The 11647-nt window shown below is 72.6% G+C and carries 11 protein-coding genes and 1 riboswitch; of the genes, 6 read left to right on the top strand and 5 right to left on the bottom strand.

All coding sequences use genetic code 11. The features are described 5' to 3' along the window. Positions 1-148: 148 nt before the first annotated feature. Entirely contained in the window at positions 149-640 is a 492-nt protein-coding gene (locus H297_RS39210) for a gamma-glutamylcyclotransferase family protein (protein WP_051352292.1), read from the top strand. Positions 641-665: 25 nt separating this feature from the next. On the opposite strand, the gene dusB is transcribed toward H297_RS39210, so the two are convergent. From dusB to H297_RS44685, 3 genes are all read right to left on the bottom strand, one after another. Continuing rightward, entirely contained in the window at positions 666-1814 is a 1149-nt protein-coding gene (gene dusB, locus H297_RS0130115; RefSeq protein WP_027740086.1) for a tRNA dihydrouridine synthase DusB, read from the bottom strand. 106 nt (positions 1815-1920) lie between these two features. Then, entirely contained in the window at positions 1921-2613 is a 693-nt protein-coding gene (locus H297_RS0130110; protein ID WP_027740085.1) for an MOSC domain-containing protein, read from the bottom strand. Beyond that, positions 2613-4679 carry a GNAT family N-acetyltransferase gene (locus H297_RS44685; RefSeq protein ID WP_051352291.1) on the bottom strand — a complete coding sequence of 689 codons (2067 nt, stop codon included), beginning with the start codon at positions 4677-4679 and terminating at the stop codon, positions 2613-2615. The genes H297_RS0130110 and H297_RS44685 overlap by 1 nt, the downstream gene beginning before the upstream one ends. Positions 4680-5104: 425 nt before the next feature. Between H297_RS44685 and H297_RS40595 the strand changes: the two genes are divergently transcribed. Together H297_RS40595 and H297_RS0130095 are read left to right on the top strand one after the other, a co-directional pair. Further along, entirely contained in the window at positions 5105-5434 is a 330-nt protein-coding gene (locus H297_RS40595) for a hypothetical protein (RefSeq protein WP_051352290.1), read from the top strand. Between the two features lie 108 nt (positions 5435-5542). Beyond that, a riboswitch (ZMP/ZTP riboswitch) is annotated at positions 5543-5635 on the top strand. Between the two features lie 22 nt (positions 5636-5657). Next, on the top strand, positions 5658-6566 hold the full coding sequence (locus H297_RS0130095) for a bifunctional 5,10-methylenetetrahydrofolate dehydrogenase/5,10-methenyltetrahydrofolate cyclohydrolase (RefSeq protein WP_078514824.1): 909 nt from the start codon (positions 5658-5660) through the stop codon (positions 6564-6566). 26 nt (positions 6567-6592) lie between these two features. On the opposite strand, the gene H297_RS0130090 is transcribed toward H297_RS0130095, so the two are convergent. Beyond that, on the bottom strand, positions 6593-7696 hold the full coding sequence (locus tag H297_RS0130090; protein ID WP_027740083.1) for an NADH:flavin oxidoreductase/NADH oxidase: 1104 nt from the start codon (positions 7694-7696) through the stop codon (positions 6593-6595). A gap of 98 nt (positions 7697-7794) precedes the next feature. On the opposite strand from H297_RS0130090, the gene H297_RS0130085 reads away from it, so the two are divergent. After that, positions 7795-8139 carry an ArsR/SmtB family transcription factor gene (locus tag H297_RS0130085; RefSeq protein ID WP_027740082.1) on the top strand — a complete coding sequence of 115 codons (345 nt, stop codon included), beginning with the start codon at positions 7795-7797 and terminating at the stop codon, positions 8137-8139. Positions 8140-8209: 70 nt separating this feature from the next. Beyond that, positions 8210-8956 (top strand): class I SAM-dependent methyltransferase, encoded by a 747-nt coding sequence (locus H297_RS0130080; RefSeq protein ID WP_027740081.1) that lies wholly within the window; start codon positions 8210-8212, stop codon positions 8954-8956. A gap of 134 nt (positions 8957-9090) precedes the next feature. Here H297_RS0130080 and H297_RS0130075 read toward each other — a convergent pair whose 3' ends face one another. Continuing rightward, positions 9091-10473, bottom strand: a complete 1383-nt coding sequence (locus tag H297_RS0130075) for a glycine--tRNA ligase (RefSeq protein WP_027740080.1) — start codon at positions 10471-10473, stop codon at positions 9091-9093. A gap of 194 nt (positions 10474-10667) precedes the next feature. Here H297_RS0130075 and H297_RS0130070 point away from each other — a divergent pair, with 194 nt between their 5' ends. Beyond that, positions 10668-11645 (top strand): metal ABC transporter substrate-binding protein, encoded by a 978-nt coding sequence (locus H297_RS0130070; RefSeq protein ID WP_027740079.1) that lies wholly within the window; start codon positions 10668-10670, stop codon positions 11643-11645. Positions 11646-11647 lie beyond the last annotated feature (2 nt).

Genomic DNA, 11647 nt, shown 5'->3' with positions numbered 1-11647 from the left:
AAAACCCCGGCCTGCTCCTTGGAGATCTACATCCCTCATGTGAGCGCTCATCTGAGCGACACCTTTATCATCGTGGCGCGAATCACGCGGCCATTCGAGTGAACGTCTCACCATGCGGACACCGCCGCGGGGGTCGTAGATTGCCCCGATGCCCCCTCTCCAGACCCCGCCGCCCCCACTCCCGCCCCGCCTCGCACCCGTCGATCCCGGCTCCGACGCCCTCTTCGTCTACGGCACCCTCCGCTTCCGCCGGATCCTGACTGCCCTCCTCGGCCGGGTCCCACCGGGCACACCGACGACCGCCACCGGCTGGCGCACCGCCGCCCTGCGGGCCAGGCCCTACCCCGGTCTCGTTCCCGCTCCCGGCGCCCAGGCCCACGGCCTGCTGCTGGCCGGGCTGGACCGTCGCGAGTGGCGCGTACTGGACGACTTCGAGGACGACGCGTACGCGCTGCGCATCCTGGAGGTGGACGACACCCCGGATACCGGCGCGGGCCGGGTGTGGGCGTACACATGGGCGAGCCCCGGGGAGGTCGGGCCCGGGGACTGGGAAGCGGACACGTTCGCGGGGGACCGACTCGACCAGTACGCGGCGCGGTTGGAGGCGGCGGCTGCAGGGATGCGGGCCGAGCGGGGGTGAGCGCGGTACCGGGGAAGAGGGCCGGTCAGCCGCCGGAGGTGTCCAGCTCCGCGTCGGCGCCGAGGCCCGGGCCGCACTCCTGGGGGTCGTCCAGCCAGCCCTCGGGGAGCACGACCTTGTTGCGGGAGTGGGTGCGCCCGCGCGGCCCGTCGGCGCCCTGCGGCCACTCCTGGCTCAGGTCCAGCGTATCGAGCAGGGCGCGCAGCTCCTCCGGGGTGCTGGTGACGGCCAGCTTGCGCCGCATCTCGGAGCCGACCGAGAAGCCCTTGGTGTACCAGGCGACGTGCTTACGGAAGTCGATGACGCCGCGCTCCTCGTCACCGAGCCACTCCCCCAGCAGGCGCGCGTGGCGCACCATCACGTCGGCGACCTCGCGCAGGGTGGGCCGGGCGTAGTGCGCCGGGCCCTCCCCGGTGAGCGCGGCGACCAGGTCGGCGAACAGCCACGGGCGGCCCAGGCAGCCGCGGCCCACCACGACACCGTCGCAGCCTGTGCGCCGCATCATGCGGACGGCGTCGTCGGCCGACCAGATGTCGCCGTTGCCGAGCACGGGGATCTCGGGCACGGCCTCCTTCAGGCGTGCGATCGCCTCCCAGTCGGCGGTGCCGCCGTAGTGCTGGGCGGCCGTACGGCCGTGCAGGGCGACGGCGGTGATGCCCTCCTCGACGGCGATGCGGCCCGCGTCGAGGTAGGTCAGGTGGTCGTCGTCGATGCCCTTGCGCATCTTCATCGTGACCGGCAGCCCGCCCGCGCCGGTGACGGCCTCGCGCAGGATCGCGCGCAGCAGCGGCCGCTTGTACGGCAGCGCCGAACCTCCGCCCTTGCGGGTGACCTTGGGGACGGGGCAGCCGAAGTTGAGGTCGATGTGGTCGGCCATGTCCTCTTCGGCGATCATCCGTACCGCCTTGCCGACGGTCACCGGGTCGACGCCGTACAGCTGGATGGAGCGCGGCTTCTCCGTCTCGTCGAAGTGGACGAGCTGCATCGTCTTCTCGTTGCGCTCCACCAGCGCCCGGGTGGTGATCATCTCGCTGACGAACAGCCCGTGACCGCCGGAGAACTCCCGGCACAGGGTCCGGAACGGCGCATTGGTGATCCCGGCCATCGGCGCCAGCACGACGGGTGGCTGGACGACGTGCCGTCCGAGGGTGAGCGGCTGTGCAGGCTGGGTCATGCTCCGAGGGTCCTTCGAGGGCGTCGGCGAGAGGGGCGGCTGTCCATTGTCCCCCATCCGGCCGGGGCCGTGCGGGGGCGGCGGATCCGAGCGGCCCGGCCCCTCCTCACACGCCGGTGCCGTACTTGGCTGCGTACTTCTCCGCGATCTCGCGCTGTTCCCGCTCCATCCACGCGGCGGCGACGAGCACGTCCGGGAGGCGCTTGCGTTCGGTGGTGACGGCCCGGAAGAGGGAGGCGACCGTCACCGGGTGGTCGGGGCGGTGGAGGACGTCGACCGGGTCACCCGCCCGCAGGGTGCCGGGGCGGAGGACCCGGAACATGGCGCCGGGCGACCCCGCCAGGGTGAACCGGCGCAGCCAGCCCTTGCCGCTCGTCCAGCCCTGCTCGTCGACCCAGCCGCCGAAGGTGCGGCAGGGGATGCGGCCGCCGGTCGCCTCCAGGACCAGTTCGGGGCCGATGCGCCAGCGTTCCCCGACCAGGGTCTCGCGCAGGTCGATGCCGACGGTGGTGAGGTTCTCACCGAACGCCCCGGGCGGAAGAGCGCAACCCAGCTCCCGCTCCCAGGAGTCGAGGTCCTCGCGGGCGAAGGCGTAGACGGCCCTGTCGTCGCCCCCGTGGTACCGCAGGTCGCACACCGCGTCGCCCGCCACGCCGCTCGCCCCGACACCCGGGGCACCCGGCGCCGAGACACGCACGGGGTGCTCCACGGGGGCCTTGGCGATGCCGGTGGCGCCGGAAGGAGCGTCGGTGTAGTCCGCCTGTCGCCCGGAGCCGACGTTGACGCTGAGGATGCGCATCAGCGGACGGTAACGCGCGTGGCTGACGCGCCGGCCACCGATCCACCATGTGGAATCTTCCGCAGGCGGTAGTGGTAGCCGTAGGCGTGGCCGAACCCCGCGCGGGCGTACAGGGCGCGGGCGCCCGCATCGGCTCCGCCGACCTGGAGGCAGAGCCCGGGAACGTGCTGCCCGGCGGCCCACCCGGCACCGGCCCGCAGCACGGCGGCACCCGTTCCCCGCCGCCGGAGGCCGGGGTGGGTGACCATGCAGTAGACGCCCGCCCACCGCTCGTCACCGCCGACGAACAGCCCGACTCCGGCGGTACGCCGGTCCGGGGCGCACACGGTGACGGTGGCCACGGGGAGCTTGATCCGGGAGACGACCTCGACGGGAAGGAGGACGCACGCGTCCTCCTTCCCGTCGAGCGCGACGAACGCCTCCAGCCAGTGCCGCGTCACCGACCGCTCGACCTCGATCCGCCATCCGTCGGCGGGACGGGCGGCCGGGCCAGGCGGTCGGGCGACCGCGTCGGTGGGGGCCGTCAGCACCTGGATCGCCTCGCCGTGCACATAGCCCCGCGCGGCCAGTTGCTCGTCCAGCGCGATGTGCCGGGCGGTGGGGCTGACCTGGACGGCGGCGGGCAGGCCGCGCCCCGCGTAGAAGGCCTCGACCTCGGCGAGGGCATCCGTGCGCACCGTGGCGCCCTCGGCTCCGCCACCGTCCTTCTCGTCACCACCCGGGGAGAGCGGCAGCGGCAGTGCGGTGTTCCCGGAGCGCAGCCTCCGCATGCCGGGGATGTGCCTCAGCAGCCACCCGTTCTCGGAGCAGCACCGTGGCGCGGGCCAGGCGTCGAGGGCGTGGCGTTCGATGCGGCGGACGTCCTCGGGGTGCGGGCCGGCCACCAGGTCGGTCAGCGTGCGGACGAGGCCGCCGAGCACCTGGGTGCCGGCCGCGCGCTCGGCGGCGCCCTCGGCCGGCTGGTGTTCGGTCAGGCCGAGGCCGGCGACGGTGAAGCGCTCCGTGAGCGCCCGTACGGCGTCGGCCAGGCGGTGCGGGGTCAGTCCGTGCGGCTCGGGAACGCCCACGGAGGAGAAGACGCCCGGGTCGAGCACATCGAGGTCGATGTGGACGTACACCGCCTCCGCGCCCGTCGCCGCGACAGCCTCGACGAGGGCACCGGGGTCGGCCGGTTCCGTGACACCGAGATGCCGGACGCGCTGCTCGGCGACGTACCGCTCCTCGGCGCCGTCGAGGGACCGTACCCCGGCCAGGACGACCTGCCCGGGCGCCAGCGGTGCGGCGCACCGCAGTGGCTCGGGGCCCTCCCCCAGCAGGGTGCGCAGCACCATGCCGTGAAAGGCCCCGGAAGGGGAGGAGCCAGGGGTGTTGAGGTCGGCGTGCGCGTCGCACCACACGACCGCGAGCCGGTCGCCGTACTGCTGGTGCGCACGCTCGACAGGCGCGAGTTCCACCCCGCAGTCCCCACCCACCGTGACGAGGAGCACCGCGTCCGTTCGTCCTGACAGCGTGTCCGCCGGGCCCGCGCACACGTTCCCTGGGCCCGTGGCTACGTCCGGCGAGTCCGTCGTCTCCTCGCCCGGAGTCGTGAACGCGCCCGCCGGGCCCGCGGCTTCGCCTGTCCGGTCCGTGGAGGGGCCGACCGGGTCCGTGGACGCGTCCGCCAGGCTCACGCACCCGCCCGCCGGGCCGACGCACGCCTCGGCCGGGGGCGCGGACGTGTCCGTCCGTCCCGCGCACGCGCCGACCGCTCCCCCGGGCGGGTCGGCATGGGCAGCGGCGTCGGCCAGTGCGGCGCGCACCGCTGCCAGGTTGGCGGTCAGGGCGTCGAGGGCGCGCACGCGGTCCGTCGTCCGGCCGTCCGCCCCGCCCGTCCCGGCGCCACCACCCGCGTCCCCGACGCTCCACGTGCCGTCCGGGGCGCCCGCGTCGGTCACTTCCGTGCGGATTCGGCGCGTCACCGGCAGCAGGCCGGCCAGGGACCGGCACCCGTCGCGGAGCCGCCACGCTGCCGGGGACGACGAGCCCTGCCACTGCGGAACCTCCACCACGACCGGCTGCGCCATGGCGACCCTCCTCGCTGTTCGCGTACGTTTTGCGGCACTCGTCCACCGTCACGGGCGCCCCCACGTCGAGCGGATATTCCTTCCCTTCGGCGCACAGGCTTCCAGGCGGTATCCGGGCCCCTCCGGACCGGCCCCCTACCGGAGTAGGGGGGCGGATGGCTCCGTGGTCTGTCGTCGCGGCCCCTTGCGTCGCCCTAGCGTCCCCGTCCATGGAATCCGTTCGTCATACTCATCGGCCCTCCTCGGTACGGCAGTTCGGGCGCCGGGCGGCAGGGGGTGCCGCCCTGCTGCCCGTCGGGCTGTACGCGCTCCTCGCCGCTCTCGGCGGGCAAGGGGGCAGGGCGGCGCGGGCGCTGCGGGCCGCGCCGCGGCGAGGTCACCAGGCACCGGGAAGGGCGCGGTCGGCGGGGCACGCCGTCCTCACCGTGCTGCTGGGCGTGCCGGCCACGATGCTGGTCGGACTGCTGCTGCTGTTCGTGGCGCGCGGCGTGCTGTACGGGTTCGTGGACGACGGTCCCTACGACACCTCCTGGGGCGGCCCCAGCAAGGCCGGTGCCTGGCTCGTGCACTTCGCGGTGAGCCTGCCCGCCGCCGTCGTGGCGGTCGTCCTGCTGTACGGGCTGGCGGCGCTGCACCGCCGGGTGACGGCGCCGCTGCGCGGGGAGCGCCGGGCGGGTTGGGTGCTGCCCACGGTGGGGCTCGGGTGCCTGGCCTCCGCGCTCTTCCTGGTGGCCTTCCTCCGGCAACTGCCCTGAGACCGCCCCCGGACCGTCCCCGCTGCCCCGGGAGCGGTCCACCTTCCGCACCGCCGCCCCGGGGGCCCGCACCACACAGCCCCGGGGCGCGGACGGTCCGATACGCTGGTCGCGGGCCGTGACTGGCGCGTCGAGGTGGAGCACCACCGGGGAGCGGCCCCACAGCCGCTGTCGTGCATGCCGTGCGCCTGGGCACTCCCTACGTGACGCCCAGGAGCACCGTATGCCCCGGACCGAGACGACGACCGGCAACGCCGGGACACCCCGCACCGGCGAGGACGCCGGGACCGCCCGCCTGTTGGACGGCAAGGCCCTGGCTGCCCGCCTCGTCGAGGAGACCTCCGCACGGGCCGCCGCGCTGCGCGAGCGGACCGGCACGCAACCCTGCCTGGCCACCGTGCTGGTCGGAGACGACCCGGCGTCCGAGAAGTACGTGAGGATGAAGCGCAACCGGTGCGCGAAGGCGGGCATCGCCTCCCGCCATGTGCCGCTGCCCGCCACGATCGGGACGCGGGAGCTGGTCGCCGAGATCACGGCGCTCTCGCGAGACCCCGGCGTGCACGGCATCCTCCTGCAGCATCCGGTGGGCCCGCACCTCGACGAGCGGGCCGCGTTCGAGGCGATCGCGCCGGGCAAGGACGTCGACGGGGTGACGCTCAGCTCGTTCGCCGCGATGAGCTTCGGGCTGCCGGGGTTCGTCTCCTGCACACCGGGCGGAATCATGCGGCTGCTGGACGAGTACGGCGTCGAACTGTCCGGCAGGCACGCCGTGGTGGTGGGGCGCAGCGCGATCCTGGGAAAGCCCGCGGGCATGCTGCTGCTGGCGCGGGACGCGACGGTGACGTACTGCCACTCGCGCACCCGGGACCTGTCCCGGCATCTGCGTGAGGCCGACGTGGTGATCGCCGCCGTCGGGCGCCCGCGGTTCATCGGCGGCGCCGACCTCAAGCCGGGCGCGGTCGTGGTCGACGCCGGATCCAACCCGGGCAACGTCGGCGACGTGGACTTCGAGACCGCCAAGGAGCGGGCGGGCCTGATCACTCCGGTGCCCGGCGGCGTCGGGCCCATGACGATCGCCACGCTGCTGGCGCAGACCGTGGAGGCGGCGGACCGGCACCTGTCCGCCGCCTGACAGTCACCTGACGGTCAAGGAGATCCTCAGACCGCCCGGTGGTACTGGACGGGGTACCGGGACGCGGCGCCCAGCTCCGCCGCGGCCTCGTTCGCCCAGTAGGGGCGGCGCAGCAGCTCACGGCCGAGCAGTACCGCGTCCGCCTGGCCCGAGGAGACGATCTCCTCGGCCTGGCGGGGCTCGGTGATCAGGCCGACGGCGCCCACCGGGAGGTCCGCCTCCTTCCTGACACGCTCGGCGAACGGCACCTGGTAGCCGGGGGCGGCCTGGATGCGGGCGTCGGGCGCGTTGCCGCCGGTGGAGGTGTCGAGCAGGTCCACGCCGCGGGCCAGCAGCTCCTTGGCGAACCGGACGGTGTCGTCGCCGGTCCAGCCCTCGCGCTCGTCCTCGGTGTTCTCGCTCAGCCAGTCGGTGGCGGAGATGCGGAAGAACAGCGGCAGGTCGTCGGGCCACACCGCGCGCACCGCGTCGACGACCTCCAGAGCGAAGCGGGTGCGGCCCTCGAAGGAGCCGCCGTACTCGTCGGTGCGGCGGTTGGTGAACGGGGAGAGGAACTCGTTGATCAGGTAGCCGTGCGCGCCGTGGATCTCGACGACCTCGAAACCGGCTGCGTGCGCGCGGCGCGCGGCCTCGGCGAACTGCCGTACCAGCGCGGCGATCTGCTCGCGGGTCAGCTCGGTGGGCGTGGTGTGCCGCTCGTCGAACGGCACCGGGCTGGGTGCGAGCGGCTGCCAGCCGTGGTGGTGGCCCGGCGCCAGCGGCGCCCCGCGCTCCACCCAGGTGCGCTCGGTGGAGGCCTTGCGCCCGGCGTGCGCCAACTGGATGCCGGGGACGGTGCCCTGCTCGCTCAGGAAGCGGGTGACGCGGGCGAAGGCAGCCACCTGGCGGTCGTTCCACAGCCCCAGGTCGTAGGGGCTGATCCGGCCCTCGGGGGTGACCGCCGTGGCCTCGGCGAGCGCCAGGCCGAGTCCGCCCGCTGCCCGGGCACCCAGGTGGGCCAGGTGCCAGTCGGTGGGCGCTCCCTGGTCGGGGCCCTCCGGCGCGGCGGAGTACTGGCACATCGGGGCCATCCACACCCGGTTGGGCACGGTCACCGACCGCAGGGTGAGGGGCTCGAACAGTGCGCTCACGGCGCTCTCCAATCCGTCGGGGGGCCACTCGGCGCTAATACGATAGCCACCGTAGTACGAAGACTGTCAAATTTCGAAGCCTGCCGTACCATGAAGCCGTGCCGACCACCACAGCCGTACGCCGACTCCCGCACCCCGCCCGGGAGGAGATCCGCCTGGAAACCGTGCTGCACGCACTCGCCGACCCGATGCGGCTGCGCATCGTCACCGTGCTGGACGGCCACGGCGAGGGCGAGGGGCAGGGCGCCACCTGCTCGCAGGTCGAACTCCCGGTCGCCACCTCCACCTCCACCCACCACTTCCGCGTCCTGCGCGAGGCGGGCGTCATCAACCAGTGCTACCGCGGCACCTCGAAGATCAACTGCCTGCGCCGCGCCGACCTCGACGCCCTCTTCCCCGGCCTCCTGGACGCGGTCCTGCGGGCGGCGGCCTCGCACAGGTGAACCTGCGCGGGTGACCCCGCACAGGGGTGAGCCGGGGGACGCGGCGCGCACCGTCTGGCACAGTGCCCGGTTGGACCGAAACACACGCTCCCTCCTCGCCCACGCCGACCATCCGATCGCGGCCCCGCTCGACGACGCCTCCGTCGACCGGCTGCTCCGGCACGCCCTGCCCCGCGGCGACGCGCGCGTTCTCGACCTGGGATGCGGCCAGGGTGCGTGGCTGCTGCGCGCCATGGACCGGCGCCCCCAGGTCACGGCGGTCGGCGTGGACACCAGCGAGGAGGCGCTGGAGCGGGCCCGGCAACGCGCCAAGGAGGCGGGGGTCGAGGAGCGCCTGACGCTGCACCGGACCGAGGCCGCCTCCTTCACCGAGTCCACCGCGGTCCGCCCCTTCGACGTCGTGCTGAGCGTGGGGGCGGCACACGCGTTCGGCGGCCTGCTGCCCACCTTGGACGCCGTACGCCGCCACCTGGCACCCGGCGGCACCGTCCTGATGGGTGACGCGTACTGGGAGCGCGAACCGACCGCACAGGCACGCGAACTGCTGGGCGACTACCCGGACCTGGCGGGCACGGTCGAGACGGTGACCGCCGACGGCTGGACCCCCGTGTACGCCCACCGCTCCACCCGCCACGAACGGGACGACTACGAGTGGAACTGGACCGGTTCGCTCTCCCGCTGGGCGCTGGACCACCCGCACCACCCCGACAGCGCGGACGCCCTGCGGGCGGCGGCCGAGCACCGCGACGAGTGGTTGCGCGGCTACCGGGACAGCTTCGGCTTCCTCTGCCTGGTGCTGCGCCGCACGGCGGAGTGACCACGGGACGGCGACCGTGACCGTACGACGGCGGACGACGGCGTTTGACGAAGGCACGGCGGCGCACGACGACGAAAGGGCCCGGCCCCCTCGCTCGGGAGGGGGACCGGGCCCTGCGTGCTCGTGGCGGGCGCTCAGCAGCCGATGAGGCGGCCGCCGAGGTAGCCCTCGATCTGGTCGAGGGAGACCCGCTCCTGCTTCATCGTGTCGCGCTCACGCACCGTGACGGCGTTGTCGTCGAGGGTGTCGAAGTCGACGGTGACGCAGAACGGCGTGCCGATCTCGTCCTGGCGGCGGTAGCGGCGGCCGATGGCGCCCGCGTCGTCGAACTCGATGTTCCAGTGCTTGCGGAGCGTCTCGGAGAGGCCGCGGGCCTTCGGCGAGAGCTTCTCGTTGCGGGACAGCGGCAGCACCGCGACCTTGACCGGGGCCAGCCGCGGGTCGAGACGCATGACGGTGCGCTTCTCCATCTTGCCCTTCGCGTTGGGCGCCTCGTCCTCGATGTAGGCGTCGATCATGAAGGCGAGCATGGCGCGGTTGACACCCGCCGCCGGCTCGATGACGTACGGCGTCCAGCGCTCGCCCGCCTCCTGGTCGAAGTAGGACAGGTCGTGCCCGGACGCCTTGGAGTGCGCCGTCAGGTCGTAGTCGGTGCGGTTGGCGATGCCCTCCAGCTCACCGAACTCGCTGCCGCCGAACTGGAAGCGGTACTCGATGTCGGCCGTCCGCTTGGAGTAGTGGGAGAGCTTCTCCTTCGGGTGCTCGTACCAGCGGATGTTCTCCTCGCGGATACCGAGGTCCCGGTACCAGGCCCAGCGCTGGTCCATCCAGTACTGCTGCCACTCCTCGTCCTCGCCCGGCCTGACGAAGAACTCCATCTCCATCTGCTCGAACTCACGGGTGCGGAAGATGAAGTTGCCCGGCGTGATCTCGTTCCGGAACGACTTGCCCGTCTGCGCGATGCCGAACGGCGGCTTCTTGCGCGAGGTCTGCTGCACGGCGGCGAAGTTGGTGAAGATGCCCTGGGCCGTCTCGGGGCGCAGGTAGGTCACCGACCCGGAGTCCTGGGTGGGACCGAGGTGGGTGGAGAGCAGGCCGGAGAACTGCTTGGGCTCGGTGAAGCCGCCCTTGTTGCCGCAGTGCGGGCAGTTGAGGTCCGCCAGGCCGTTCTCGGGCTCACGGCCGTGCTTCGCCTCGTACGCCTCGATGAGGTGGTCGGCGCGGAACCGCTTGTGGCACGAGGTGCACTCCGTGAGCGGATCGGTGAAGGTGGAGACATGGCCCGACGCCTCCCAGACCTCGGGGGCCAGGATCACCGACGAGTCGATGCCCACCACGTCGTCGCGCGAGGTGACCATGGAGCGCCACCACTGGCGCTTGATGTTCTCCTTGAGCTCCACGCCCAGCGGCCCGTAGTCCCAGGCGGCACGCTGACCGCCGTAGATCTCACTGCACGGGTAGACGAAGCCACGGCGCTTGCTGAGGCTGACAATTGTGTCGATCTTGTCGGCGGCCACGGTGCTCTCTTCATTGACGGCGAGACGGAATACCTCAGATTACTGGTGTGTGGAGGGTGCTCAGCAAATCGGTCGGGCGCCGTTTCGAGGGCGCGTACACGCGTCACCGGGAAGCCCCGGTCACCGTCCGTGTCGATCACGTAGCGCAATGCTCTAGTTGACAATCGTTTCCAATTTTCGTGAAAATGAGTGTCATGAACACCGGACCCCGCCTCCGTGGCCTCATACGTACCAGCGCCGCTGTCACCGCTCTCGGCGTCGGCTCGCTCACCCTCGCCGGCTGCGGCAGCGGTGCAGGCGACGACGGCAAGGTGCACGTGGCGGCGTCCTTCTACCCGATGGCGTACCTCGCCCAGCAGATCGGCAAGGACCACGTCGAGGTCCAGAACCTCACCAAGCCCGGTACCGAGCCGCACGACCTGGAGCTGAGCCCCAAGCAGACCGGTCAGCTCAGCGAGGCCGACCTGATCGTCTACCTCAAGGGGCTCCAGCCCGCCGTGGACGAGGCCGTCGGACAGTCGGGCGTCAAGAACCTCGCGGAGGCCACCTCCTACACCACGCTGGAGAAGCACGGCACCGACGTGCACGGGGAGGAGAAAGGCAGCGGGCACGGCGGCCACAGCCACGAGGGGCACGACCACGGCGAGGAGAACGGCAGCGACCCGCACGTCTGGCTGGACCCCGTCCGCTACGCGCAGATCGCCGAGGGCGTCGGCAAGCAGCTCCAGAAGACCGACCCGGACCACAAGGACGAGTACCGCGAGAACACCGAGGCGCTCGTGCACCGGCTGCACGGCCTGAACAAGGAGTTCAAGGACGGGCTCAAGGGCAAGAAGTCCGACACCTTCATCACCACGCACGCCGCCTTCGGCTACCTCGCCGAGCGCTACGGCCTGCACGAGGAGGCCGTCGCCGGGATCGACCCCGAGTCCGAGCCCAGCGCGGCCCGGATGAAGGCGCTGCACGAGGTCGCGAAGAAGGACGACGTGGACACCGTCTTCTTCGAGGACAACGCCAGCGACAAGACGGCCGGGACCCTGGCCAAGGACCTGCGGCTGCGGACCGCCGTCCTCAGCCCGCTGGAGAGCGTCAAGAACCCCAAGACCGAGGACTACTTCTCCGTGATGCACCAGAACCTGACCGCGCTCAAGACCGCGCTCGGCGCGCAGTGAGG

It is taken from the genome of Streptomyces sp. CNT360 (assembly GCF_000424785.1).
The sequence above is the reverse complement of the archived record's forward strand: the minus strand, read 5'-3'. Positions and strand labels throughout refer to the sequence as shown.

Bases quoted from the DNA above. Each gene is read 5' to 3' on its own strand.
- H297_RS39210 (WP_051352292.1), top strand. From the start codon at position 149: ATGCCCCCTCTCCAGACCCCGCCGCCCCCACTCCCGCCCCGCCTCGCA.
- H297_RS0130095 (WP_078514824.1), top strand. From the start codon at position 5,658: ATGCCCCGGACCGAGACGACGACCGGCAACGCCGGGACACCCCGCACC.
- H297_RS0130110 (WP_027740085.1), bottom strand. From the start codon at position 2,613: ATGCGCATCCTCAGCGTCAACGTCGGCTCCGGGCGACAGGCGGACTAC.
- dusB (WP_027740086.1), bottom strand. From the start codon at position 1,814: ATGACCCAGCCTGCACAGCCGCTCACCCTCGGACGGCACGTCGTCCAG.
- H297_RS44685 (WP_051352291.1), bottom strand. From the start codon at position 4,679: ATGGCGCAGCCGGTCGTGGTGGAGGTTCCGCAGTGGCAGGGCTCGTCG.
- H297_RS0130070 (WP_027740079.1), top strand. From the start codon at position 10,668: ATGAACACCGGACCCCGCCTCCGTGGCCTCATACGTACCAGCGCCGCT.